Below are 25,882 nucleotides of genomic sequence, written 5' to 3'. Positions count from 1 at the left end.
GCAAAAGAATTCTAGAAGTCGCACTTACAATGTACTTGTGAGATTAGGTTTTAAAGTTCATCCTTTTTTTATTTAGTACATTCCGGTTTAAGTTGAAATGATTCAGTAAAGGACACGCCATAAATAAAAGGTAGCGTATGACTCCCATTTTTTCCATGAAAACGATATTTCTAAGATTTCATCTTTCGTAGGCTTTCGATTCATATTACGTAATATTTTTATCGAACGAATTAGACACACATCATCGATTGGAAAAGCTGTCGGGAACCTAAGGCAGCGCATTAGAACATAATTGGCTGTCCAAGGACCGATTCCTCGTATTTTAATTAAGTTTTTTTCAGCATCTTTAAAGTTCATTTTCATTAATTTTTCCCTCGATAATTCTCCACTTGCCATTAATCTGGCTATTCCAATGATATATTCACTTTTTTTTACCGTCATTTTAATATCTGCCAGGTCGGTAGGGGTTAACCGTGCAATTCGTTCGTACGGTGGGAACACCCAATACTTTTTACCATTCCATTCAATAGAATCGCCAAATGCTTCTACAAATTGCTTCTTTAAGGAGTACGCGAAGGCTAAGTTAATTTGTTGTCCTAAAACTCCCCAACATAAAGCTTCAAATAAATCGGGAATGCCGATCACTCGCAACCCATAAAATTTTCGGGCAGGCATTTTAAGTAATGGATCTGCTTTTGCCAATTCATAAAATGGAGTTAAATCGTTATCAAGATCAAACCATTCATGAATATATTTTACAATCTCTTCCCGTTTCCACTGCTCAACAGGTCTAGAATCGTTTAGGAATTGAACAATCATTTGTTTATTATTGATTACGCTTACCTGCACTAAGGACCGAATTTCCCCAATGGCTATAACTTTTGTAATGATATTGTTCTCTATTTCATACATGCATTCATTTTTTTCCCTGGTTAGGTAGCCTAGGTTCGCATTCATGTCGAAAATTTCAGGTAATGTAATGACAATAACATCATTGACTTCATGCCATGCCACTTTTTCATTCTCCTTATCTTAAATAATTATAAGAAAACTCACGCTGGTTGAAATTAGTTTATCACATAATCATCTTTACTCATTTTGTTATCTTGCTATTACATTCTAACCATCTTATTTTTTTCTATTTATGAGGTTATAGTGTAGTTATCAAGAATGCTAAACGGGAGTAGATAAAAATGGCCCAAGATATAAAAAACGCGTGTCGAAAATTTAAATTGGGATTCAATTCAAAATGAATTAGATGAGCCATGTAAGGAGAGGTGAGATAAATGCCGGATAGTATCAATAACGGACATAAAGAGAGCCATGATCATAGAATTTCGAATGATGTAGAAATGATAACAGATGAAAAGTGGCAAGCAATTATAAATAATGATGCAGCGTACAATAATCAATTTTTCTACGCTGTAAAGTCGAAAGGGGTATTCTGTAAACCATCCTGTAAATCTCGTGTTCCGAAAAAAGAAAATGTATGCATTTTTCCAAACGCAGAACAAGCTCTCCGCGCAAATTTTCGCCCTTGTAAACGTTGCAAGCCCACTAATGAAAAAATGCCTGATAGCGAGTGGGTTGATTTAATTACTGAATACATTGATAAAAATTTCACAGAAAAATTAACGCTAGAATCGTTAGCAGATATTTGTCATGGGAGTCCGTATCATATGCATCGAACATTTAAAAAGATTAAAGGCATTACGCTGGTTGAGTATATACAACAAGTTAGAGTACACGCGGCTAAAAAGTATTTGATTCAGACAAATAAATCGATTGGAGATATCGCTATATGTGTGGGTATAGCTAACGCGCCTTATTTTATTACTTTATTTAAAAAGAAAACTGGACAGACACCAGCACAATTTCGTCAAATGAGTAAAATGGAGGAAACGTACAATGGAAACAAATAAACCAACCCTTTATTGGTCTTTACTAATGTTCAAGAATTGGAATTTTTATATTGCTTCAACTTTAAAGGGGCTTGTGTTTGTAGGTTCACAGAACAAACCAATCGAGGAATTGTTCGAATGGGCTAAGAAACGCTTTCCAGGAAGTCTTCTTGTTGAAGATGATGATAAGCTTGAACCCTATGCTGTTGAAATCACTCAATATCTAGAAGGAAAGCGGAAAAACTTTACTGTTCCAGTTGAGTACGCCGGTACGCAATTTCAGCTAGCCGTCTGGAATGCACTTTGTGAAATTCCTTATGGACAGACGAAATCCTATTCCGACATTGCAAATGATATAAATAAACCAGCAGCTGTTCGTGCTGTAGGTGCGGCTATTGGGGCTAATCCGGTATTAATTACTGTACCGTGCCATCGTGTAATAGGAAAGAATGGCTCATTAACTGGCTATCGGGGCGGATTTGAAATGAAGACACTGCTCCTCGATCTGGAAAAGCGAGCTTCATCTGAAATGGATGTTCCTCATTGAAAGTGAATCATCTATAATGGGTTGGATTCTTTTAGAGGAAAGTAAAGACCAGTTTACTGATAAACTTGACAACTTTTAAAATTTAGCATATCTTATACGTAACTTAATAAATCGATGCAGATGTTTATTTTTCCTTTTAAAATATGTAGGCCTTTAGCATTCTTTTCATATTTAATTTTAAATATTGATAGGATGAAAAAGTATCCTAATAAAAAAGGAAGAGAACATAGTCGATTTATTTGATAATCAGGACTATATTAAAGGAAATGAAAACATAGCATAAAGTAAAGACCAATAATAAGGTAGCACTTCAAAAAACTTCGCTGAAGTTAGTTGAAGTGAAGCCGACAATTTTCAGGATTCAATGATCTAACATAATCATTGAAATTTTGAAGTTGTCGGCTTTTTTGTTGGAAAAAAATAGAGATAAATAAAAATTGAAATAAATAATAGACAAATATGATCTGATTGAAAGGTCTTTTGACCAATAATGAGTTTTAAAAAAGGGAGAATTTAGAATGTTAGTTTCGCTGAGTTTGTCATCATTATTAACATTATTTTTTATTATGCTTATGGCTTCTGGGATTAGTGGACTATTGTTTTTACATCCGCGAGTACCCTTGAGTTTTGTTCGCATTCATATTGGGATCTTGGCTTTACCACTTTTGGTTTCCTTACTGATTCTTGCCAATAGTGGTGTGAGTGGAAATGTTGGCCCTTGGCACTTAGATTCCTTAGCTTGTTTAATGACTTTCTTTGTTCTTGCAATTGGATTCATCATTCAGCGTTTTTCTGTACGTTACTTAATGGGGGATCGATCTTATCGAAAATATTTTACGCTTTTTACTTTCACAACAGGAGCTGCTTCAATGACATGGTTAAGTGGTGATCTCCGCTTGATGGTTCTATTTTGGGGAGCGACTCTTGTTGGATTAACCTTACTTATTAGGTTAAACAGTGCTTGGCAAGTGGCTAGTGAAGCAGCCAAAATTTCTGGCCGGTTATTTTTGTTAAGTTGGTTTTCTTTGTTTTTTGCGATGATGTGGCTTTTTCATGCCACAGGTCAATGGCAGCTATCATTGGTTGTAACAAATGAAAGTTTAGCTGGGCTGGGAGAATGGGAGAGAACAGGGATTCAGCTATTGATTGTACTGGCGGTGATCATTCCTGCAGCTCAATGGCCGTTCCAAAGATGGTTGGTTGAGTCTATTGTTGCTCCCACCCCAGTTTCTGCAATTATGCATGCAGGTTTAGTAAATGCTGGAGGAATAATACTAACTCGATTTTCACCTCTATTTCATGGTGGTATCGCTTCGATTATCTTACTTCTGCTTGCTAGCATTTCTGTATTGATTGGAACTGGAATTAGTTTAGTTCAGGTTGATTATAAACGCCAGTTAGTAGGCTCCACGATTGGACAAATGGGGTTTATGCTCATTCAGTGTGCATTAGGCGCCTATATAGCAGCCATTATTCATCTTATTTTACATGGTTTATTCAAAGCTACGTTGTTTCTACAAGCTGGTTCAGCAGTAGGGCGTCATGAAGTATCGGCTCGCACTAATGAAAGAACATCCTATTTATGGATCATGGCTGGTCGGATTTTATCCTTAGTTATAGGTGTTGCTTTTTGGCTCGCTGCTCCTGGAGAGGGATCTCAATTCATTAGTGCGCTGATCTTAGGGTGGTCATTGTCCGTTTCTTGGAATCAGCTTGTCGCTTTTGGAGAGGGCCGAATTGGCCGAATTGTCGGCTTAACTGTTTTAGGAGGAGCAGCCCTCGTATATTTTATCATTCATCACCTTTTCTATAAGTGGCTGCATACAACCATTTTTCAAAGTGTTCAACCTCCAATGTCAGCTGTCATGATTGTCGTATGTCTCTTACTATTTGGCAGTGCTTTAGGTACGTGGGTTGCTCGTCATCGTTCTTCCGTTTTTTTCGCGGTACTCTATCTTTGGTTAGTTCGATTAGGTGAAGCAAAACCAAAGTCAGTAGAGAGTCACCCAGACTACCTTAAACAATATATTTCATAAGGAGCTAATCTGAGATGGGCATTACATCCGTATTAACGAAAGATAATGTAAACAAGATAGATACAGATATTGATGTTCAAGAAAGGGATCTTAACGTTTTCATTACATCTGCCAGCCGAGTGATTGCGCCACTTTGGCCTATTTCTACATTTGCTGCACGTAATCCGTGGATGGGACTTGAAAACCAACCTTTTGATCAGGTTGCAAGTTGGTTGAAAAACACTCGTGATGTTGATATATACCCTAGTGCGTCTATGATCCGTTCAGCAAAGAATAAAGGTGAGATTGATGAAGATTTTGTGGAAATGGGGCTGCAGCGTTGGCTTGATTCACATTCCTATCACATTCCACGGGACGTGGCAGAGCGATTTTGTCATGCTGCATTAAAGTTAGATCCCCTGCCTTCCGACCTTTTATCATCACATGAGCTGGAGAAATTAGTAGGTGAATGTAGTGGATTGGATCATATCGAGAATGTGTTTATGCAGCCACTAAGTTCGTATATAGAGAATCAAGATGGTGAAAGGCTAGTCAATATACTAGATCATCATGTCATTAAATGGAGTAAATTATATCTTGATGACTCTCAAGCAGGCTGGACAATGCCTAATCGTGAGGAAGGTTTCTATCGTGCTTGGCAGCATCTCATTCAATATGATCCAGCACTTAGTAAAAAGCAGCGAGAAAGGTTAAAAGGTTGGCCGAAAGAGGCACATTTGGCTTTACAGGAAGCCTTATTCGCACTAGAAATCCCAGAGTCAGAAATCCAGACTTATCTTGAAGGTCATTTACTTTCATTACCTGGATGGGCAGGGATGATGCTTTGGCGCTCCCAGCAATCGAGCCACGAACATGCACTCCTAACAGAATACTTAGCGGTTCGAATATCCATGGAGTGGGCTCTTATAAAGCCATACTTACCTTTGAATGAACGATCTAAGAAAACAATTTCAATTGCTCCCCTTATAGCAGCTTGGATTCATTGGGGTGGGCATACATTAGAAGAATGGTCACAGATGACGGCCATTGAACAAAACGAATATTTATCATTTGCCTACAGCTTTGATGAGAAACTTCGCAAGAAACTTTGGTTAGAAGCTTGGGAACAAACGTACACTGATCGATTAAGCCAGAAGATCATCTCGAAACAACGTGAAACCGGCGGTGAAAAATCTGCATTAGCTCAATTAGCATTCTGCATCGATGTACGATCAGAACCTTTTCGTCGTCAACTAGAAAAAGAAGGTCCGTTTGAAACGATTGGTATTGCTGGTTTCTTCGGGGTGCCAATTGCAACTTGTGAACTTGGCAGTAAACACAGTCATGCTTCCTTGCCGATCATACAAAAACCGCAATATAAAATAAAAGAGTTCGCAGATGAGGATGTATTCAAAAAATACAATCAACGGAAGCAAGCAATTCATTCTTTAAGCCATACCTTTAAAACGATGAAGCAGAATGCGCTTTCGAGCTTACTACTGCCTGAGCTAAGCGGACCTTGGCTTACTCTGCAAATGGCAGCCCGTAGCTTTGTGCCAAGAAAGGCGGGTCGTTTCATTCGTAATCTCCGTGAGGCTTGGTTACGCAAACCTGATACAAAACTCTCGCTTCATCATGATGCTACAGAGGCAGAAATACCTGTGGGTTTTACTGATGAAGAAAAAGTGAACTATGCTCGCCAAGCATTAAAAATGATGGGGTTAACAGAGAACATCGCACCATTGGTCGTAATTTGCGGGCATGGCAGTCAAAGCACTAATAATCCTTATTCTGCAGCCCTTGATTGTGGTGCCTGCGGTGGAGCGGCCGGTGGATTCAATGCAAGAGTTTTAGCTGCTTTATGTAATCTATCAGAGGTACGAGAAGCTCTTTTAGCTGAAGGAATTAAAATTCCTGAGGATACGGTTTTTGCAGCAGCTGAACATAATACAACAGTAGATGAATTACATTGGCTTTATGTACCAGAGCTTTCCGAAGCTGCACAAGAAGCATTTGAACAAATTGAAGCCGTTATGCCGAAAGTGAGACATCATGTAAACGCAGAACGTCTAGCCCAATTACCGAATTTCCAATCGAAGCTAAAAAATCCGAAGGCTGAGGCAAACCGATTTGCGGAAGATTGGAGTGAGATACGTCCGGAATGGGGACTGGCTCGTAATGCCGCTTTTATTATCGGTAAACGTGAACTAACTCAGGATTGTGATTTGGAAGGCAGAGCCTTTCTCCATAATTATGATTGGAAGCAGGATGAAAGCGGTGAACTCCTAGCAAATATTATTGCAGGACCTGGAACTGTAGCCCAATGGATTAATTTACAATATTACGCATCAACGGTAGCACCTCATTATTATGGCAGCGGAAATAAAGCAACTCAAACCGTTACTGCAGGTCTCGGCGTTATGCAGGGGAATGCAAGCGATTTGTTAGCCGGACTGCCTTGGCAATCCGTCATGGAATCAGATCACGAGGCCTATCATTCTCCTCTTCGTTTATTGATACTCATCCAAGCACCTAGAGAATATGTAGAACGGTTATTAAATAATGATTCAGCATTTCTGCAAAAAGTTCAAAATGGATGGGTCCGACTGGCTAGTCTTGATCCAGAAGGATGTTGGGAAAGCTGGTAATGATGAATCTAAGCATTTATCAAATGGATTTGTTATTCAAAATAAAAATGATAAACATAAGGAAGAGGTGTGCTGTATGAATGTAAACCAAAATAAAAAAGTATTATTTTTGACGGATATTGAAAACGGTTTGGAGCCTATTTTACAAGAAGCGACTAACACTTCTGCAGAGAATATGTTGACTATACAAAGCTATGGTGCCGGTATTTCACATCCTTATGGAGAAATCATGAGGTCTGTTATTTTTGCGATTTACCAGGAAGATGTTGAGGAGATTTTTGTAGTAGGAACAAAAGATAAGAAGACTTCCGCAGGTAATGGACTAACTCAACTTGAAACAATGAAAGATAAAATACAAACATTGGATTATCTTTTTCAAAATTGCAAGCCTGAATTTTTAGGTGGTACGGTCGATGAATGGCTAAATGAAAATAGCAGTGACACCATTGAAAAAAGTGTTGATATGATTCGACATCATCCCCTAGTGCCGTCATATGTTAAAGTTAGAGGTTTATTCGTTCATCATAAGGATGGAAAACCCTCAATCGTGGAGGTTCCTGATGTTAAAACAGGTCAAGCCTTACCTGATCATTGCTTGTTATGATGAAATGCAGGTTTAACTTCTAAACGCACCCATATATGGAGAAAGCAGTTCTAAGGAGATTGTATGAGCGCTAATTTAACTGATTTTGTCACGAAAACAATAGAGGACATGAACTCGTTTGATCGTGAAAATATGGAATGTATGAAAAAACTAATTAGAAAAGCAATTGATTTTTATCATCTTAAATCTTATGAAGAAGTTGAGGAAACCCATTCAGGAAATGTTCGATTTTTGCATGTCCACTCTATGATGGAAGAAAATATGTTATCCAAAATGATAGTGGTCACAAGAAACGGTAAAACTGATTTGGATATTGAAGGTGTATATGAAGGATATGTTGTAAGAGAATATTAATGAGACGAAACCACAAATAGAATATGCCAATTTTTTTGCTCAGGAGATGTATTAGATATGAAAAAGTCGAAAGGTTCTATTGAATCAGAGATCAGTAAGTCCATTACTCAATGGGAGAAGGATTATCTTGGACGGGGGTCTGTATCTGTTAAGACTGATATACTGCGGGACATGATCATCGTCAATTTAAAAGGGATTTTAACACCAGCCGAATATGTAGTTTGTGGATCAAAAGAGGGTATGTTATCTATCAAACAAACTCGTTCGGAGTTAGTCGAATCAGGTATAGAAGGCCTTAAGGATATTATCTTAAAAATAACCGGAGAAAAAGTGAAAAGTTTTCATACTGATTTAAGCTCCCGGACAGGTGAACGAGTGATGGTGTTTAAATTATGTAATGATCTAGAGAAAAATTTGGAAAAGATCTTATAATCTAAAGAAAATAAATGTTTTGACGGTATGGAATCTGTTGTGAATTGAACATAATGAACTGCCGCTTCTTTTGTTTTACAATTATGGCATCATTGATAACTTTTATTCATAACCTAAGCGGACATAAAGAGATGTCAATTCATAGTACACTGACTTGTTATTCCTGTCGAAAGATCTAACATCCGCTGTTGTTATGAGCGGATGTTTTTTTACATCTATTTTAAATACATGAATTTGATGCTGGTGATTAGTCACTTGAACAATATTAAATTCATTTTAATTGAAAACATCCTTGTCACCTGCCGGGTTCCCCAAGTGTTTAGTGACATGATTATGAGACCAATTTCGTAAAGCTTGATGATAAATTTAAGAGGTGAACAAAATTGATATGCTGTCTTCAGTTTCATTTCACGGAATTAGTCAGAGATAAACCTTTAATTAAATATATCCAAAAAACGGATTGACATATCGAAATATAACGATATAATAATCGATATGGAACCAATTGAAGTATTCAAAGCCTTATCAAATGAATCAAGGCTGCAAATTTTACAATGGCTGAAGGAGCCCGATCGTCATTTTGCACCCCATGAAGGGATTGATATGAACACAATCGGGGTATGTGTCAGTCAAATAACAGACAAATTGAAAATGACGCAATCGACAGCTTCTCAATATCTTACCATCCTTTTAAGAGCCGGCTTGATTAAGGCGGAGCGTATTGGAAAGTACACATATTACAAAAGAGATGAAGAAGCCATTGGGAAACTTGCTGACTTTCTTAAAACAGAGATATAAAAATAAACATCAAAAGATGTTTATTTTTACACCATACATATCGACATATTACGATGTGTTTATTTTTTATAATAACATATCGATAATTCGTGATATGTTTATTGATAATTAAGGAGTGAATGTTTTATGTCTAACACTTGGAAAATTTATATTTTAGCCATTGTCAGCTTTTTAGTTGGAACCTCAGAGTACATCATTTCGGGAATTTTGGATCAAATTGCTCATACTCTCGGGATCACTTTAGCTGCCGCGGGCCAGCTTATTACCATTTTCTCACTTGTATATGCTCTTTCTACACCCATACTTATGGCGTTGACAGCAAGTATGGATAGACGCAAATTGATGATGTATGCCCTAGGTTTGTTTGTGTTCGGTAATGTCCTGGCTTTTGTACTGCCTGGTTATGGATGGTTTATTGCAGCGCGGATCATTATGGCGATGGGAGCAGGTGTGGTTGTTGTCACCGCATTAACGATTGCCGCTAAGATTGCATCGGAAGGGAAGCAGGGAAGTGCCATCGCTACGGTCGTGATGGGATTTACCGCTTCTTTAATCATTGGTGTTCCGCTTGGAAGAATGATAGCAGTAGCATTAGGCTGGAAGTCTGTATTTGGAGCAATTGCTTTGTTGGGATTGATCGCAATGGTCGTTATTTTCTTTACTCTTCCGCATACTGAAGGGGATAAGCCTGTGCCTTTGCTTCAACAGCTTGCTCTTTTCAAAAAACGGAAAGTGGCTATGGGATTATCAATCACTTTCTTCTGGCTCGGGGGATATTCTGTTGCTTACACTTATTTGTCACCGTATCTCTTGAACATCTCAGGTATAAATGGCAAGCTGCTCAGTGGTGTTTTGCTTATATTTGGAATTGCCAGTTTGGTTGGATCAAAGTTTGGGGGATATAGCACCGATAAATGGGGAGTGCCTTTTACACTCGTTGGCGGGATGACGTTGCATATCGTCACACTGATTCTTCTGTCACTTGTTACTCATTCCTATATCGGAGTGTTGGTGATTCTCATATTATGGTCGTTTGCCGCATGGTCCACCGGTCCGACACAGCAATTTCACCTGGCTACAATAGAACCGGAAATGTCAGGTGTTTTGCTTAGCATGAATCAGTCAATGATGCAATTCGCCATGGCGGTCGGCGCAGGTATAGGAGGGGTTTTTGTGGAAAACGTATCATTGGCCTCGATTACCTGGGTTGGTGCGTTAGGGGTTATGATTGCCATTATTGCATCATTGCTGATTTTCAATTCGCAACCGAAACAAGCGCTAAAAGATATCAATCAATAATTTCGAAAGTTCTAACATCCGCTCGTTATACAAGCGGGTGTTTTTTTAGCGTTCAAAGTCAGTCCATGCATGAGCCCTCCAAGGGCCGACATCGTTCTGTATGTGTCGAAGGCGCACTGAAGCTGAATGAGATTTCTTAAGGCTTTGCCGCGGCGAGCTGAAGTACAGTACGATTGCCTTGATCGAACACTGGAAACACAAGAGAACGTAAACCTGAACATCCGCGTAAACGTCAAGGAAGTTGCCACTTGGGGAGTAAACACTTGCATCATCTCGCTGAAAGGCCTAGACAATGCGGATGACAGATTCGTATTGCCGGAAGTAAACACAGCGCTTGCTCTGTTTCCGTTGTCGATTGCAGCTGATTGCTTACTAATGCTGCCCTGCATCTCGGTTGTGATGTCGATAAGCAGCGTAACCTTGTGAAGAGTGTTACTGTGGAGTAAGATTTTTAACCCCTTTGGAATATAGATCAAAAGGTTTTTTAATACTTATAAACTGAAGGAGATCAATTTTAAATCGTTTTAAAACTATTAAAGGAAGTTTAGTAACGATAACTTAAACATCTGGCTAATAAGATTACTGAGGATACATCAAAAGTCGAATAGTAATAGTAGAGAGTAAAAGTAACCGTAAGAAGAATTATAACAATTAGTTAGCAAATAATTAAAAAATGTCCCAAAAAAAGTATTGACTAACTTTTTTTGGGATAGTACTATTGAATTGCAACCGGTTGAAAGTATCAAAAAAAGGAGGAAATGGAAATGGAGAAGAATAATATTTTTGACCTAGACATTAATAAAAAGATGGAATCTACTAGTGAGGTTTCTGCTCAAACTTGGGCTACAATCGGAAAAACTATTGTGCAGTCTGTGAAAAAATGTAGAACATTTACTTGTGGATGTTCGCTAGGCTCTTGCAGTAACTGTAACTAATTAGGGGATGAGCAGAGGGAGTTAAAATACATACTATATTAAAACTCCCTCTTCTTCTAAAGACAAGGAGTAAACAATTCCATAAATATGAATATGACTACAAATGCTTTACCTAACCAATTTTCTTGGAACTCTTATAAAGTAACAAATGGATATAGGCTATATGATCTTCAAGTTGGGAGCCCTTTAATTAAGATAGCTGTAATTGATAGTGGGTATGATCCTAATCATTCCGAGATTACTGGAAATATTGATAAAAAAAAATCTTGTTCATTCGTTGATTATGAGAATTTTAATGAAGATCTATATGGGCACGGTACAGCTGTTATTAGTGTGATTGTAGGGAAAAATCAAGTTAAAGGAGTAGCTCCCGGAATTACAATTATTAGTTATAAAGTTCTAGATAGAAATGGTTTTGGGAAAATAGAATGGGTAATACATGCTATTTTAAAAGCCATTGAAGATTGTGTCCACATTATAAATTTAAGTCATGTTTTTACTATGTTCGGATTGGGAAATAAAGGAGCATTCAATAAACTTCAGCAGGCCATTGATAAAGCCAGAAAGAAAGGCATAATAATTGTAGGGGCAGCAGGGAATCAAGGAGTTTTATTAGATATGAAGAGTACAAGTTTATACCCTACAATTAAGGGAATTAACTATGTCACCTCAACAAATAAAAATAATTACACCTCATCTTACGCAAATATTGGGTCAATTATTCGATTTGCTGCACCATCAGGGGAACTTGATGAAACAAATAATGTTACAGACTTAATAATAGTTGCACATCCCACAAATTTTCCAAAAACAAAGTTTGAAAAAGCAATTGGGCTTCCGGACTTTTATACAGTTACATGTGGAACTAGTATATCAGCAGCTATGTTTTCGAGTCTAATAGCATTAGTATTGACTGAATATTTGATATGTAAGCAAATTCACCTATCAGAAAAAGAAATTCTTAATATAATCCAAAAAAACTCCTCACGAGTAAAAGATCAAAATTCTATTTTCGAAATAAATGCTTATAGTGTAATAAAATTTATCAAAGGATTGTTATAAATGAATACAAAATATTTAAGCTCAGACTTGTTTATGTATAGAAAGCCGATATTGGACTTATCGTTTTATAAAGAGTGTTTAGCTTTTGATAATGAATTTAACGAAGAGGAATACATAGCGAAGATAAGTAACTTATTAAACACTAATCCCACTATAGCAGAGGCCATTTATTTTGCAAGTGAACCACTATATAATTCTTTTTTAAATATAGAAAAATTAAAAAAGAAAAAGCGCAAGAGTGTTATTGATAGTATGCTAAAGTTTTTAATAAGAATGAGTACAAGACCAACTCCATTTGGCCTTTTTTCAGGTATTGGGGTTGAAACATTTTCAGGTCAGGATGAATATTTAACTAAAGATTCTGAAGTTATAAAAAATACTCGTTTGGATATGTGTTGGATCTATTTCTTAATAAGAAAATTAGAGAGTAACCTTAGTATTCTCGAGCAGTTAACTGTGGAAAATAACTCACTGGTTTATAATCACGGTGATAGAATCAAATTAAGTTATCAAAGTCTATTACACAGTGACGATAATGATCAGTCATTAGAAATGTTAACCCTTAGAAAGACAGCAGTAATGGATTATGTCTATTCGCAAGCAGAATTCGGTATCAATTACTCTACGTTAAGAGATAGTATAAATAAAACATATAGTGTTACTGATGACATATCAAATGATTTTTTAAATAGTCTATTAAAAAATGAAGTTATTATAACTAACTTAAGAACATCTCTTGTTAATTCTGATCCTTTTGAAAATATATTAAACATAATTAGTAAAATGCATAATGTAGAGGAAGAATTGAATTATTTAGTTCGATTAAAAAAATCGATTGAAGAATACAAAAAATCTTCTGGGGAATTAGGTATAAGTATTTTAAAGAAAATCAAAAAGGAAATGCGAGTAATAGGATACGAAGGGGATGATTTCCTTAGAACAGATTTGTATTATGTGAGAAATAAAAAACGATATATTAATAATAACCAAAAAGATAGTATAGAGAAGCTAGCTGAGATTCTTTCTCTATTAGGATCAGTAAACTCTTTCCAACCTTTAGAAGCCTATAGAGATGAGTTCATTGATAAATATGGTATTTTTCAAGAGGTACCTCTCCTCGAACTCATAGATGAAGAATTAGGTATTGGTTTACCACCTGAATATCATGAAAACAGGCATAAACCATCACAACCAGAACCGAGTAATGAATTTCATAGGATAAAAAATATTATATCTTCTTGGCAAGCGGAGGTGAGTTTATCCAAAAATCATGAGATTAAATTAGATGATGAAAAGATTAAACATTTATTTAACTCGGAAGAATTAAATAACATTGCGGTATCACAAGAATTAGAACTTTATTTTAATATTTTACTTGATGAACACAAAGAAAATAAACTCTATTTAAATCCTAACTGTGGTTCTAATTCTCTTTTTCAAACATATGGAAGATTCAAATATTTTTTGGGTGAAAGTGATAAAGAGTACATAAAACAATTCTCACATATAGAAAAAGATGTTATTTTTGCAGAGGTTACGTATTATCCTACCCATGGAAAAACTGCTAACATTATAAATGCTGAAACATGCTTTGATTATGAGATAGCTTTTAGCTGTAATTCGTCCAAAGATAATAAGCACTCAATTGCGTTGTCTGACTTATACGTTGGGTCAACATATAACTTTATTTATCTTAAGTCAAAAAAGTTGGATAAAATCATAATACCAAAATTAAGTCATATGTTTAATTATTCAATGGGCCCTAAAGTTTATAGATTTCTTGTTGATATTGGTGTTCAGTATCAAAAACAATGGTCTAATATAGATAGTTTCTTTTATGATGCTCCAATTAAACCGAGGGTTATATATAATAATATTGTATTATCACCTAAAAAGTGGAACTTGAATAAAAGTATTATTCCATTTGAATGTGACTCTGGAGAAAAATTCCATTACTATATAAAAGATTGGAAGAAGAGATATAAGGTACCTGATTTTATATATTTAATAGAATTTGATAATAAACTTCTGCTGAACTTAGAAAATATCTCACACATTAAAATTATCTATAATGAATTTAAGAAGCTTTCGAATAATCAATCACTACATTTTTTAGAAGCAGAGAAAGAGTTGTTTAATAATCATAACAATGAAATAGAAGAATACGTTTTTACTTTAAAGTCAAAGTTACATCAATTAGAACTTGATTCTTATATGACAAATATTCAGAGTGAAATGCCTTTTAAATATATTGGTGACAATGAAAGGCTTAAATTCTTAGGTACAGAATGGATTTATGTGAAATTATATGGATTAGGCACTAGAGAAAATGAATTTATAGCTGATGAACTTGGCTCGTTTATAAAAAAACATTTAGATAAAGGTACTATTAAGTCTAGCTTTTTCATTAGATATAGTGACCCTAAGCAGCATTTACGTGTTAGATTTAAAGTTGAAAAGAATAACATTTTCGATACTGTACTCCCGATTATAATAAAATGGTTAGAAGAAATGAGAACAAAGGGTTTTGTTAATTATTATTGTTTCGATCCATACAACCCTGAAATAGAAAGATACGGAGGGGAACAATCATATAAGATTGCAGAAGATTTATTTTTTTGTGACTCATTGATTGTTTCTGAGTGGATACAAATTAACAGATCTGGAAATGTTAATATTGATGAAGTGACCTTTGGAGTTTTTAATATTCTTCAACTATTAAAATTATTTAATTTAAATATTGAAGAGCAAATGACATGGTTAGAAATTAATACAAAACCGCAGAAATACGCTAATAAATTCAGAGGGAAAAAAAGTACTTTAATTGAGCTGGCAGACTTAATCTATACTAATAAGAAACTTGATAAATATAATAAAATCTCAAGTATTATAGAGATACGAGAAAAAACTGCAATCACCTATTCTAAGAGCATAGAAAATAATCCAGATTTCTTAATAAAAAATATTATAATGAGTGTAATACACATGCATTGTAACAGATTATATGGAATAAACAGGGACAAAGAAAACTTAGTTATTGGGTTAGCATATCATACCATTAAAAATTATAATAATGCTCTAAAGTATAATAATGTTTTAATCCCTAACTAAATTTTAATTGAAAGGAAAGAATTAATGCAGAAATGCAAGAATCAAGATTTTTTAACCGATATCCTTTTAGATATAGCTAATTCAATTAAAGATAAGTCAGAAACCGAAAAAATAATACTTGGTGATCAAAATAATCCTGAAGATATAATTGAAGTAGTATCATTGGCAGCAGGATATCCAGGAATTTGTGTGTTTTTAGGTTATATGGATAAAGTTTTCCCTGAAGATGGATGGGATGTTGTGGCACACGACTATTTAACAGATTTAATTTCCTTAATTCAGACTAATAAAACATACTCACTATCCCTATTTAATGGGTTGGCAGGTGTTTTAGTGGCTCTTGAAACTTGCTCTAGAGGCGGAACAAGATATACTACAATAATAAATCAAGTGCTAACCCTAATTTTAGAAAACTATAAACATTATTTGTCTGAGGACTTGTTGAAGCTAAAGAAAGAGGGAGTGTCCGCTTCTGAATATGATGTTATAAGTGGTTGGACAGGTGTTGGAAGAACCCTATTGCATTTTGATCAAATATCAAATAAAGGAGATATTTCATTAAAAAAAGCATTGCATGATATAGCAGAATATTTACTGTTAGTTAGCAGTATTGATACTCTAAGTAATATGCCAAATTGGCTTATATCCAATGAAAACCTTCCTTTAGATATCGAGAAAAAAACTTATAAAAAAGGATATTTTAATTCTGGCATGGCGCATGGAATTTCTGGAGTTTTAGCATTTTTATCGATTCTGAAAAAAGAAAACTATAAAATAAAGAATTTAGAATTAGGTATTAAAAACATTCAAAATTGGATATTCGAAAAGGTAAAAACACACAAAGGAATTTATTATATACCTAATGTAATTGAAAATGAAGTTGTTAGAAATGAGGCTTTTTTTAACCACAGAGATGCCTGGTGCTATGGTACACCAGGTGTGTCAAGAGCAATCTTTTTATCAGGTATAGCTTTGAACGATCAAAGAGTTAAAATGAAAGCCCTAGAACTGTTTAAGACATTTTTTTTACGTGATGAGAAAGATAGAAAAATTATATCCCCCACAATTTGTCATGGATATGCCGGCATATTAATGTTGACTCTAAGAATGTATAAAGATACTAATGACCGATTTCTAGCTGATAAAATGCATGATATACTTAATGAAATGTTAACTTTTTACTCTCAATTAAACTTTTCCAAATTCAATAATTATGAATTAATAAGTGGGAAAATTGTAGAAGAGAAAAAAGTGGGTTTGTTAGAAGGAAGTACGGGAATTGCCTTAGTTTTAATTTCTTTCATTTTTGGTCAAGATTCGTGGGACAAGATATTTCTGATAAGTTAAAGGGGGATAAAATTGATACAAGCAGTACTAGAAATCACTATTAAATTTCTAACGGAATTAATCTCTTTTGAATTGCCAGTATATATGTATATTTGGTTCGCAGTTCTTTTCATATTTTCAATGATAGTCGAAAATGTACAATTGGCAATAGCTAAGGATAGTATATTAAATTCTATTTTAAAAAGATTAGGAATAAAAATTTTAAGTCTATTGGTGGTCTTAATTATTGGGGTTTTAGGATCAAACTTTTTTGCTCAGGTTGTTGAAGACGCAGTCAATAAAGAATCTAACTTAGCTTATTATATTCTGTCTACTACAATAGCTACAGCATTGACCATAATCGAACCAATAATTGAGACGATGAAAAAGTTTATAAAAGAACAATCAAATCTTGCTTTTGCAAATTTTACAGTCAGTGTTATTTGTCTTACTGTAACGTTTCAAGCAGTCTCAAGCATCTTTAGTGATTATTTTATTTTGGCCACCCCTTATAAAGTGGTGTTAATAATTTCATCAGCAATTGGTATTGTATATTTGGTGAAATTCGATCAAAATAATTTAGAAGTTAATAGCGAAAGTGTTCATTCAAATAAAAATGATTAATCTAAGAGGTTATACATATGGGCAATAACCATTTACTATTACTGCTTAAACTTGTTAAATGGCCAAAAAAAATATTAGTATATATTTTATTTTCATTACTATTTACAACTATACTATCCTTGGTAATACCAATATTGACTAAAAATACTGTTGATCAATTCACTGATGGAACAGTAAATTGGGCCTTAACAATAATGTTAGCAGGTTTATTTCTCATAAATATTTTATTAAGTGGATTATCTTTTTATTATCTAGCATTTTTAGGTGAGAATGCGACTTACTATATACGAGATAAAATGTTTTCTCATATTTTAGATTTACCTCTAACGTTTTTTGATAAAAATGAATCTGGTCAAATTGTAAGTAGAGTTATAGATGATGTTGAGTTAATGAATACTTTTATTTCTGACAAGATACCAAACTTTGCTTCTCAATTGATAGTAGTTGCCGGATCATTAATTCTTCTGTTTGTGCTGGATTGGAAAATAACATTACTTATGTTGATTTCTGTTCCTATTTCATTAGCTGTTATGATTCCATTGGGGAATAAGATGTATAAAATTTCTTTAGAAAAACAAAATAATATGGCAATATTTACTGCAAGAATAAGTAGTGCATTTTCAGGAATTAGACTTACAAAAAGTTATACTGCAGAAAAAGAAGAGTATGGGAAAGGTAATGTCATTTTAAAAAGAATTTTTAAGCTTAATCTAAAAGATACTAAGATACAAGCTTATATGATGCCTATTATGTCTACTGTTATACTAATGATAATATTATTGTTAGTGGGGTATGGGGGGATAAGGTTATCGGAAGGAACTATTTCACCAGGTACCTTTGTTGCAATAATTTTTTACTTAGTTCAATTTGTTACACCTCTTTCCTCTCTGTCTAACTTTTTTACTGAATATAAAAAAACACTAGGTGCAACAAAAAGATTATATGAAATATATTCACTAAAACCCGAGGCCGAAAATAAACAAATTAGCAGTAATGCATTTAACTTGGGAAATGGGGATCTGAAATTTGAGAACATTTCGTTTCAGTATAACGATCCTTCTTCTGAAGTATTTAACAAACTGAATTTGCGTTTTCCAAAAAATAAGATAACAGCTGTTGTAGGTCCTTCTGGAGCTGGAAAATCAACTTTATTTAATTTAATAGAACGTTTGTATGAAGCTCAAAATGGTGAAATCTATTATGAATCAACTCCTATAAAAGACATTGATTTGACTGTTTGGAGAAAAAAAATTGGTTATGTAATGCAAGATACTTTGATGATCACCGGCACGATAAAAGAGAACCTGACGTACGGTTTATCAGGCTCTGTATCTCAAGAAACTATAATTAAATATTCTAAATTAGCCAATGCCCATGATTTTATTATGGAGCTTCCAGATAATTATGAAACCTTTATTGGAGAAAGGGGTATAAAATTATCAGGTGGTCAAAAACAAAGAATTGCAATAGCAAGAGCATTAATTAAAAACCCTGAAATACTTTTATTAGATGAGGCAACTTCTAATTTAGACAGTGAAAGTGAAATATTGGTACAACAATCTATAAATAGACTAGTTCGAGATAGAACCACTATTATTATAGCTCATAGATTGTCAACAATTAGAGATGCAGATAACATTGTATTTTTAGAAAATGGAGTGGTTACAGGAAGCGGTAATCATTTGGACCTAATAAATAACCATGAAAAATACCGAGAGTTTGTTAACGGTCAATTGCTAAATAACACTTCAATAAGCGCGAGTTCTCTAAGTTAATTGTGCATAAATAATGAGACCACTTGGGTACACTTTTTATCGGTTCTATAACCATAAAAAGCAGCTGAACTTTTAGTTCAGCTGCTTTTTGATTGAATCTTGTGACTAGAAAGTCAAATGTGAAAATAAAACTGTTCCAAAGTTAATCAGAAATTTATTTTCATATTGTATCCTTTCAGTATCACGGTGAAAGGAGCATCATATGAAAACATTATGGAAAGTCCTAAAAATTGTTTTTGTCAGCTTGGCTGCTTTGGTTTTGCTTGTATGCGTCTCGGTATTTATTTATCACCATTTCCAGCTAAATAAGGAGGCGGCACTCCTTAAAGAAAAAGGCACAGTAGTCGATGTTGACGGTAAAAAGATGAATGTGTATCAAGAGGGAAGCGGGAAGGATACGTTTGTGTTTATGTCTGGTTCGGGTATTGCTGCGCCTGCTTATGAAATGAAGGGGCTGTACAGCAAGTTTTCAAAAGAAAATAAGATTGCTGTTGTAGATCGGGCAGGTTATGGATACAGTGAAGTGTCTCACGATGACAGAGATATTGATACGGTATTGGAACAGACGAGGAAAGCGCTTATGAAAAGCGGAAATAAGCCTCCTTATATTTTAATGCCTCATTCGATATCCGGGATTGAAGCGATGTATTGGGCACAGAAATATCCTAAGGAAATCAAGGCCATTATTGCGATGGATATTGGATTGCCCCAGCAGTACGTCACGTATAAATTGAGCGGAGTTGACAGGTTGAAAGTGAGAGGGTTCCACCTGTTAACCTCGATTGGTTTTCATCGGTTTATGCCTTCCGCTGTATATAATCCTGAGGTGATACGGCAGTCGTTTTTAACTGATGAAGAAAAAGAAATCTATAAAGCCATTAACTTTAAGCAATTTTTTAATGCAGATATGGAGCATGAGCTTTTACAGTCTTACCAAAACGGCAGCAAATCTGTGAATCTGCCGGCGCCAAAGGAAACTCCCGTCTTGATTTTAGATGCGGTCTCTGACCAAAATAGACATTCAAAGTATGCTATACAAAACCGAAAAGATTATGAAGTGTTTGCGGCTCAATTCAATACTGCCGATATAAAGGAACTGAGGGGAACACACAGTATTTATTTATATCAGCCTGATCAAATATATAAACTGTCCATGGAGTTTATGAGAAAGGTTCGCTAGGATGAAGGGTTATCATATTTTAATCGTTGAAGACGATGTGATGATTGGTGATTTGCTGCAAAAGATTTTGCAGCGTGAGGGATATCGTGTGATATGGAAAACAGATGGAGCGGATGTGCTTTCGGTGATTCAGAAGGTGGATTTGGTCATTATGGATGTGATGCTGCCGGGTGAAGACGGGTATCAAATGTCTGCAAAAATCAAAGAGCTGGGGCTGGGCATTCCGGTAATTTTTCTTTCGGCCCGTAATGATATGGACAGCAAGCTTCAAGGTTTACAGATCGGCGAGGATTATATGGTAAAGCCCTTTGATCCGAGAGAGCTGCTATTAAGAATGCGGAATATGCTTGAGCATCATTATGGCACCTTTACGCAAATCAAACATTTGTATATTGATGCGGTAACGAAAAAAGTGTTCAATGAAAGCCTGCATGATGAGGTATTGTTTACTGCGATTGAGCGGAAAATTTTCTTTTATTTATATGAAAATAGAGACAGTATCCTGACAAAGGAACATTTCTTTGAATATCTATGGCAGCTCGAAGATAGAAACCCGAATATTGTCAATGTGCATATTAAAAAAATCAGAGCTAAAATCAATGATCAAGCGGGTGAGATGATTGAAAATATATATGGAGAAGGGTATCGGCTGAATACCGTTGTGAAGAAATGAAGCTCAAGACAAAATATCAGTTGTTATTGTTTACGGCTGTCATTAGTGTTCCGATGCTGTTGCTGGCGGTCAGTGTTTTGATGTCTGTTATTTATGACAGCATGTTTAAACCGATGAATCATGGTATGCCCTTTCACAGGTCGTTTGCGTACCCGGCAATGATCGTTGTATTTTTGATATCGCTCTTATTGTTAGCTTTTTTATTTTCAAAGTCGATTCATTCTCTGTTGCATAAAATCAATCTATTAAATCAAACCATTCGGCATTTGGCGAGTGATCAAAGGGTGCCCGATAAAATTGAAGTGAAGCGTGCTGATGAAATCGGGGAACTGATCAAGTCGGTCAATTTGTTAATTGAACGGACGACATATCGTGAACTGGAGCTGAGACAGCAAGAGGAAATCAAAAAGGAGCTTTTGCAAAAACTGCGGCATGACATTAATACACCTTTAACGGCTCTCAGGTTGCATTTATTTTATTTGGAAGACCAATGTCATGGTCAGGCTGTATTCGAATCATTGTATCAGCAAATCGAATATATCTCGGAATTAACCAATGAATTCAATCTATATTCCGCTGAGACGCTGGAAAGCTCTTATATTGTAAATGAAGAAGTGCGTCTAAACGAGCTATTAGAAACAGCGGTGAAAAAGTGGGATTATTTATACAGTATGAGTGGGATTGAGCTGCACTATAAGCCGGCAGATCAAGATGTGATATGGATGAGCAACGCGTTATGGATGGAAAGGCTGTTTGATAATATTTTTCAAAATACGTTAAGGCATTCAAAAGCTGAAAAGATGGAAGTCACGATTGAACATGGCGATGTTTTTATTCGTGATGACGGTATTGGATTTGATCGGAATGAGAGCAGTGAGGGACTTGGGTTAAAGATTATTGAGGATACATGCAGGCTGCTTGCGATTACTTATGAGCTGCATACAAATGATAGCGGAACGGGGTTCTTGTTTTCAAAAGAGTGACCCCGCTGATGTTTTTCTTTCTCCTATAAAATTTATATAATAGGGAGAAAGAAATGGGGTGAACAGCATATGTTTAAAAAAATCATCAAAACGATTAAGTACCTCTCAAGCAGTTCTAGTGACCGATATCGCAGACACCGGCATTACAGCAGCAGTCGGCGCAGACATTATCGCAGCTACAGCAGCAGCTCGGGCAAAAGAAGACACTATGACCGTTATGGCGGCAGTCATCGTTACAAACGCCGGAGCTACAGCAGCAGTTAATCCAAAAAAAGTTCTTGTTCCGCTTTTGGGACAAGGGTTTTTTTATGTGACCGATTGAATGGCCCGGTTTAGATCCTCGCGAATGGAAGCGGTGTGCTGATACTCTTCCTCGATGCCCAATAATCTTTTCAGCAGCCGGATTACTTCCTTTGTCAGTGTTAATTCCTCCAGCCAAGTGCTGTTTTTCTTCTTTTTTCCTTTATATTGAGAGTACAGCAGGAATAACAGCGTTTCTCCGAGATCGAAGAAGTCATCCTGTTTTCGTACCTTTATTTCCTCCATTTCTTCAGGAGTCAATTGTTTGGCAAGGCCGAAATCGATGAGGCAGAGCCTGCCGTCATTGATGATGATATTAGGCGTTCTGATGTCGCTGTGGAAGATAAGGCGATCATGCAGGTATTCTATAATCTCAAGCAGCTGCGAAATCAGTTGTAACGCCATAAGCTCTGTGAACGGCTGTTTTCGAAAAAATAATAATTCTTCTATATTCTCTCCCTCGATGAACTGCATGACATAATAAGCCTGTCCGTCTATGATGAACTCATCTATGAAGCCCGGAATTTGCGGGTGGTGAATGCTTTTGAGCAGTTTTATTTCCTGTTGGAATCGGACTTTCTCTTTTTCCTTTTTCGCTTTTGTTGGCCGAAGCTGTTTTAAAACATAAGGTGTTTGAGTTAGGATATCGGTGCACAAATAAATCAAACCGTAGCCTCCCATACCGAGGCACTCTTCGATTTTGTATTGATGATTTAAGATAACGCCGTTCTTTAGAGGGCGGTCAAAAAGCAGTTTTTTTAGAAGTTTTAATGCCATGTCTGCACTTCCCTTGGTTGTACTGACTATAGTTTACCTTCTAGACGGAGAATAAAAAAGAGCCGGATAACCGGCTCGGTATAAGTTAAAACTGCTTTGTCACGTCGTATTCATAATCTATTTTTGCTTTTACGTTGCTCATCGTCGATCTGGCTGTCGCTAATGTATTATATTTAAAACTCCATACCTTTGCCACACTGAGTTGATCTGACAAAGAGATATCATAAGACCCTGAAGTCGAGCTGTTTACAAGAGCACGGCGCCATTCGTTGTTTTCGTTCGTCATGATCAGGTGGCGTGTATTTCCCTGGCTTGGTGTTTGAGTGGCGGTTGTCTGAACTCTGGTTACAATGGCATCACGCGGTATCCCGGATTGGTTTGTTAAATCAACCTTGATCACGCTGGAGTCAGAACCTGAGGGGCTAAGGCTTGTATTTCCTTTATTTTCAGCAACGCCGCTGAATTGGAACGTTCCGCTGCCTGATTTGATTCGGTCTTCAATTGAAAGCGTAAAGTACATGTTTCCAGTATAGGTGCCTCGTGACACTTTCACATAAAAGGTATCTGTCGTGTTTTGGGCGTCTGCATTTGCATAAATAAAAGAAGAAAACGTATTAGGGTTAATGACTTCTGTCCCTTGAGAAACAGGTATTCTATTCTTATCATAAATTTCAATTTTCATCCCTGTATACGCGCTCTGGTATGTACTCCTCACGTATACTTTTTCTCCCTTATTAGCCGTAAAAGTGAAATAGGCTTCATCTTGACCAGCTTCCAGTATTGTTGTATCGATATTTTTATATTTCCAATAACCGATCGGCATTGCGGTATCAAATGAATTGTTTCCTGTGATAGCAGTGACTCCAACAGCTGATGCCGAATACGTAAAGGTGAATAAGACAGACAGCATAACAGCGAATGGAATAAGCCATTTTTTCACCATGCAAACAACCTCCTTTTATTTCCATCATACATAATAACGATTTAGGTGTAAATAAATGTTTTTTGAGGTTAATATATACATTATCTTTGCCGATAAAAAAGAATAAGAGAGAATACTCGGGAGGGAATTCAATGCGTCTGAATCGGCAATTTATCCGCACTCAGCTGATGGCACAGAACATATTGAGCAAGAATGCGCCTGCCAAACGGGAGAATGCGACTGAAAATCCAGCGGCAGTTCTGGAAAAGGCATACAGCAGGCTTAAGTCACAATCTTCAACTGGGGGAATCAATCAGTTCAATTATTCTAAAACCAGCGTGTCGGGAAACAGCAGGACGTTCAGCAAAGTGTATCAATCAGCGAATGATCGAACAGTGACAGACACAGGGGAAGAAACAGTGATTCAATCCCAAAACCCCTATGAATCTGAGAGTGATATCAGAATCAAAATACTAGATGAAAAATACAGCAGGATGAATGCGATTAACAAATCAAAGCCTGATCCATTAGGCTATATTAAGGATAAGTACCAAAATTCAAAGTCTCCTTATTTCAGAAGTGATCTGTCAGCTGCAGAAAGACAGGCCGCTTACGATAATGAAACAGAATGGTTATTCAAAGGGAAGGCGCAAAACTATAACCTTCAGGATGCTGTGTTTCGGAATGTCACATTTCATGGGGAAGTGGAAGCTGAGAATGAAAAGGTGTATCAGCGGGGACAGGTTAACCAGCAGCTGCAAGTACTGTTGAATCGAAACCATATTCATATTCCAGAGGGGACAGAGCTGACGTTTACAATCACACCGATTGACTATCAGGTGCGGGTAAGCGGGACAGACGATCAGGATCTGATCAAGCAAATTGAGCAAGTGCTGCAATCTGGAGACAACAGCAAAGAACTATTTTTGCACATCATGAAAAGCCAAAGCAGTGATTCAGCACAATTTTCCGAAGAGGCCTATCAAAAGTATCAGGCTGCTCGTGAGATGTATGAAGTTACAGGCTACCATTTGAAGGATTTAGAAGTGATTGATGGGCGGTACGTCACGCCTGAGGGACGTGACTTAATGGAAGTATATAAGGAAGAGCTTGAAAAAGATCCAGTGCAGAAACAAACGGCTTCTTATGCTATATCTTACTATCGTTCTGAGCTCAGTAAAATCGCGGAAGCCGGGTATAATGCCATTCCGGATTTCATCCTATCAATTGATTACAGCAATGGATCTCTGATAGATGTGGGACAAAGCAAGAGCTATGGGACCGGAGATACCGGGTGGCTTGAAGCATTAAAGCGTCAAACGGGTGTGAATTATTAGGTAAGCTGTTCATGTAGAACAGCTTATTTTTTATGAGAATCTAAGGGGTGTATTAATTTCAATATTCAAATAATTTTATTATTTTTATATAAAAGATTTTAAAAGAAGTGAACGATTCAAAACTCTGAACAAAGGTGTTTACCTGAAAAAAACAATTGTATTTTTCAGAGAAATTTATTATGATGAAATAAGTAATTTAGGAGATTATATAACAATTTTAAGTTTGAATTTTCTGATTGTTATCGCTGATTCATGTGAAGGCAAGCAGGTCTGCTGTTT

General features: G+C 36.0%; 23 protein-coding genes and 1 pseudogene. 21 read left to right on the top strand and 3 right to left on the bottom strand.

Annotation, left to right across the window (positions count from 1 at the left end):
• Positions 1–102 precede the first annotated feature (102 nt).
• Complete coding sequence (gene alkA / locus BGM23_RS20970) at positions 103–1,014, bottom strand: DNA-3-methyladenine glycosidase II (protein ID WP_029726929.1); 912 nt, start codon at positions 1,012–1,014, stop codon at positions 103–105.
• A gap of 272 nt (positions 1,015–1,286) precedes the next feature.
• Here alkA and adaA point away from each other — a divergent pair, with 272 nt between their 5' ends.
• The 20 genes and pseudogenes from adaA to BGM23_RS20865 all read left to right on the top strand — a co-directional run bounded on the left by adaA (position 1,287) and on the right by BGM23_RS20865 (position 22,589).
• Positions 1,287–1,922: a bifunctional transcriptional activator/DNA repair enzyme AdaA gene (gene adaA / locus BGM23_RS20965; RefSeq protein WP_029726930.1), complete on the top strand. Its 636-nt coding sequence runs from the start codon at positions 1,287–1,289 to the stop codon at positions 1,920–1,922.
• Positions 1,909–2,448 (top strand): methylated-DNA--[protein]-cysteine S-methyltransferase, encoded by a 540-nt coding sequence (gene adaB, locus BGM23_RS20960; RefSeq protein ID WP_029726931.1) that lies wholly within the window; start codon positions 1,909–1,911, stop codon positions 2,446–2,448. The genes adaA and adaB overlap by 14 nt, the downstream gene beginning before the upstream one ends.
• Before the next feature lie 518 nt (positions 2,449–2,966).
• Positions 2,967–4,484, top strand: coding sequence for an NADH dehydrogenase subunit 5 (locus BGM23_RS20955; protein ID WP_029726932.1), 1,518 nt, complete (start codon positions 2,967–2,969; stop codon positions 4,482–4,484).
• Positions 4,485–4,498: 14 nt separating this feature from the next.
• On the top strand, positions 4,499–7,111 hold the full coding sequence (locus BGM23_RS20950) for a DUF2309 domain-containing protein (RefSeq protein ID WP_029726933.1): 2,613 nt from the start codon (positions 4,499–4,501) through the stop codon (positions 7,109–7,111).
• A 76-nt stretch (positions 7,112–7,187) separates the two neighbouring features.
• Positions 7,188–7,715: a carbonic anhydrase gene (locus BGM23_RS20945; protein ID WP_046664311.1), complete on the top strand. Its 528-nt coding sequence runs from the start codon at positions 7,188–7,190 to the stop codon at positions 7,713–7,715.
• A gap of 63 nt (positions 7,716–7,778) precedes the next feature.
• Positions 7,779–8,069, top strand: a complete 291-nt coding sequence (locus tag BGM23_RS20940; protein WP_015252954.1) for a DUF6407 family protein — start codon at positions 7,779–7,781, stop codon at positions 8,067–8,069.
• Positions 8,070–8,126: 57 nt separating this feature from the next.
• The gene (locus BGM23_RS20935; RefSeq protein ID WP_003246482.1) at positions 8,127–8,501 is read left to right on the top strand and encodes a Na-translocating system protein MpsC family protein; all 375 of its coding nucleotides are present in this window, start codon (positions 8,127–8,129) and stop codon (positions 8,499–8,501) included.
• Positions 8,502–8,996: 495 nt separating this feature from the next.
• On the top strand, positions 8,997–9,299 hold the full coding sequence (locus BGM23_RS20925; protein WP_003234907.1) for an ArsR/SmtB family transcription factor: 303 nt from the start codon (positions 8,997–8,999) through the stop codon (positions 9,297–9,299).
• A gap of 126 nt (positions 9,300–9,425) precedes the next feature.
• A complete protein-coding gene (locus BGM23_RS20920; protein ID WP_017694956.1) occupies positions 9,426–10,598 on the top strand; it encodes an MFS transporter in 1,173 nt (390 codons plus the stop codon).
• Between the two features lie 98 nt (positions 10,599–10,696).
• Positions 10,697–11,044: pseudogene (locus BGM23_RS20915) on the top strand (glutamine--fructose-6-phosphate transaminase (isomerizing)); the annotation flags it as partial.
• Positions 11,045–11,356: 312 nt separating this feature from the next.
• Complete coding sequence (locus BGM23_RS22055) at positions 11,357–11,533, top strand: FDLD family class I lanthipeptide (RefSeq protein ID WP_306465212.1); 177 nt, start codon at positions 11,357–11,359, stop codon at positions 11,531–11,533.
• A 93-nt stretch (positions 11,534–11,626) separates the two neighbouring features.
• A complete protein-coding gene (locus BGM23_RS20905; RefSeq protein ID WP_164906779.1) occupies positions 11,627–12,595 on the top strand; it encodes a S8 family peptidase in 969 nt (322 codons plus the stop codon).
• Positions 12,596–15,706 (top strand): lantibiotic dehydratase, encoded by a 3,111-nt coding sequence (locus tag BGM23_RS20900; RefSeq protein WP_015715150.1) that lies wholly within the window; start codon positions 12,596–12,598, stop codon positions 15,704–15,706. It abuts the gene before it with no gap.
• 24 nt (positions 15,707–15,730) lie between these two features.
• Positions 15,731–17,053, top strand: a complete 1,323-nt coding sequence (locus BGM23_RS20895) for a lanthionine synthetase C family protein (protein WP_015715151.1) — start codon at positions 15,731–15,733, stop codon at positions 17,051–17,053.
• Positions 17,054–17,065: 12 nt separating this feature from the next.
• A complete protein-coding gene (locus tag BGM23_RS20890) occupies positions 17,066–17,656 on the top strand; it encodes a DUF5823 family protein (RefSeq protein WP_015715152.1) in 591 nt (196 codons plus the stop codon).
• Between the two features lie 17 nt (positions 17,657–17,673).
• Positions 17,674–19,431, top strand: a complete 1,758-nt coding sequence (locus tag BGM23_RS20885; RefSeq protein WP_015715153.1) for an ABC transporter ATP-binding protein — start codon at positions 17,674–17,676, stop codon at positions 19,429–19,431.
• A 202-nt stretch (positions 19,432–19,633) separates the two neighbouring features.
• Complete coding sequence (locus BGM23_RS20880; RefSeq protein WP_046664310.1) at positions 19,634–20,611, top strand: alpha/beta hydrolase; 978 nt, start codon at positions 19,634–19,636, stop codon at positions 20,609–20,611.
• A 1-nt stretch (position 20,612) separates the two neighbouring features.
• On the top strand, positions 20,613–21,284 hold the full coding sequence (ybdJ, locus tag BGM23_RS20875) for a two-component system response regulator YbdJ (protein ID WP_015382624.1): 672 nt from the start codon (positions 20,613–20,615) through the stop codon (positions 21,282–21,284).
• Positions 21,281–22,267, top strand: a complete 987-nt coding sequence (ybdK, locus tag BGM23_RS20870) for a two-component system sensor histidine kinase YbdK (protein ID WP_046664309.1) — start codon at positions 21,281–21,283, stop codon at positions 22,265–22,267. The genes ybdJ and ybdK overlap by 4 nt, the downstream gene beginning before the upstream one ends.
• 58 nt (positions 22,268–22,325) lie before the next feature.
• Positions 22,326–22,589, top strand: a complete 264-nt coding sequence (locus tag BGM23_RS20865; protein ID WP_046664308.1) for a hypothetical protein — start codon at positions 22,326–22,328, stop codon at positions 22,587–22,589.
• Here the strand turns inward: BGM23_RS20865 and BGM23_RS20860 are convergent.
• Together BGM23_RS20860 and BGM23_RS20855 are read right to left on the bottom strand one after the other, a co-directional pair.
• On the bottom strand, positions 22,574–23,344 hold the full coding sequence (locus BGM23_RS20860; protein WP_029726940.1) for a serine/threonine protein kinase: 771 nt from the start codon (positions 23,342–23,344) through the stop codon (positions 22,574–22,576). The two genes, BGM23_RS20865 and BGM23_RS20860, sit on opposite strands and share 16 nt — an antisense overlap.
• Before the next feature lie 85 nt (positions 23,345–23,429).
• Entirely contained in the window at positions 23,430–24,287 is an 858-nt protein-coding gene (locus BGM23_RS20855; protein ID WP_015252944.1) for a hypothetical protein, read from the bottom strand.
• 131 nt (positions 24,288–24,418) lie between these two features.
• On the opposite strand from BGM23_RS20855, the gene BGM23_RS20850 reads away from it, so the two are divergent.
• On the top strand, positions 24,419–25,603 hold the full coding sequence (locus tag BGM23_RS20850) for a DUF4885 domain-containing protein (RefSeq protein WP_046664307.1): 1,185 nt from the start codon (positions 24,419–24,421) through the stop codon (positions 25,601–25,603).
• The last annotated feature ends 279 nt before the right edge of the window (positions 25,604–25,882 follow it).

Source organism: Bacillus sp. FJAT-14266 (assembly GCF_001719225.1).
Classification (GTDB): domain Bacteria; phylum Bacillota; class Bacilli; order Bacillales; family Bacillaceae; genus Bacillus; species Bacillus subtilis.
The sequence above is the reverse complement of the archived record's forward strand: the minus strand, read 5'-3'. Positions and strand labels throughout refer to the sequence as shown.

Bases quoted from the DNA above. Each gene is read 5' to 3' on its own strand.
- adaA (WP_029726930.1), top strand. From the start codon at position 1,287: ATGCCGGATAGTATCAATAACGGACATAAAGAGAGCCATGATCATAGA.
- adaB (WP_029726931.1), top strand. From the start codon at position 1,909: ATGGAAACAAATAAACCAACCCTTTATTGGTCTTTACTAATGTTCAAG.
- BGM23_RS20955 (WP_029726932.1), top strand. From the start codon at position 2,967: ATGTTAGTTTCGCTGAGTTTGTCATCATTATTAACATTATTTTTTATT.
- BGM23_RS20950 (WP_029726933.1), top strand. From the start codon at position 4,499: ATGGGCATTACATCCGTATTAACGAAAGATAATGTAAACAAGATAGAT.
- BGM23_RS20945 (WP_046664311.1), top strand. From the start codon at position 7,188: ATGAATGTAAACCAAAATAAAAAAGTATTATTTTTGACGGATATTGAA.
- BGM23_RS20940 (WP_015252954.1), top strand. From the start codon at position 7,779: ATGAGCGCTAATTTAACTGATTTTGTCACGAAAACAATAGAGGACATG.
- BGM23_RS20935 (WP_003246482.1), top strand. From the start codon at position 8,127: ATGAAAAAGTCGAAAGGTTCTATTGAATCAGAGATCAGTAAGTCCATT.
- BGM23_RS20925 (WP_003234907.1), top strand. From the start codon at position 8,997: ATGGAACCAATTGAAGTATTCAAAGCCTTATCAAATGAATCAAGGCTG.
- BGM23_RS20920 (WP_017694956.1), top strand. From the start codon at position 9,426: ATGTCTAACACTTGGAAAATTTATATTTTAGCCATTGTCAGCTTTTTA.
- BGM23_RS22055 (WP_306465212.1), top strand. From the start codon at position 11,357: ATGGAAATGGAGAAGAATAATATTTTTGACCTAGACATTAATAAAAAG.
- BGM23_RS20905 (WP_164906779.1), top strand. From the start codon at position 11,627: ATGACTACAAATGCTTTACCTAACCAATTTTCTTGGAACTCTTATAAA.
- BGM23_RS20900 (WP_015715150.1), top strand. From the start codon at position 12,596: ATGAATACAAAATATTTAAGCTCAGACTTGTTTATGTATAGAAAGCCG.
- BGM23_RS20895 (WP_015715151.1), top strand. From the start codon at position 15,731: ATGCAGAAATGCAAGAATCAAGATTTTTTAACCGATATCCTTTTAGAT.
- BGM23_RS20885 (WP_015715153.1), top strand. From the start codon at position 17,674: ATGGGCAATAACCATTTACTATTACTGCTTAAACTTGTTAAATGGCCA.
- BGM23_RS20880 (WP_046664310.1), top strand. From the start codon at position 19,634: ATGAAAACATTATGGAAAGTCCTAAAAATTGTTTTTGTCAGCTTGGCT.
- ybdJ (WP_015382624.1), top strand. From the start codon at position 20,613: ATGAAGGGTTATCATATTTTAATCGTTGAAGACGATGTGATGATTGGT.
- ybdK (WP_046664309.1), top strand. From the start codon at position 21,281: ATGAAGCTCAAGACAAAATATCAGTTGTTATTGTTTACGGCTGTCATT.
- BGM23_RS20860 (WP_029726940.1), bottom strand. From the start codon at position 23,344: ATGGCATTAAAACTTCTAAAAAAACTGCTTTTTGACCGCCCTCTAAAG.
- BGM23_RS20855 (WP_015252944.1), bottom strand. From the start codon at position 24,287: ATGGTGAAAAAATGGCTTATTCCATTCGCTGTTATGCTGTCTGTCTTA.
- BGM23_RS20850 (WP_046664307.1), top strand. From the start codon at position 24,419: ATGCGTCTGAATCGGCAATTTATCCGCACTCAGCTGATGGCACAGAAC.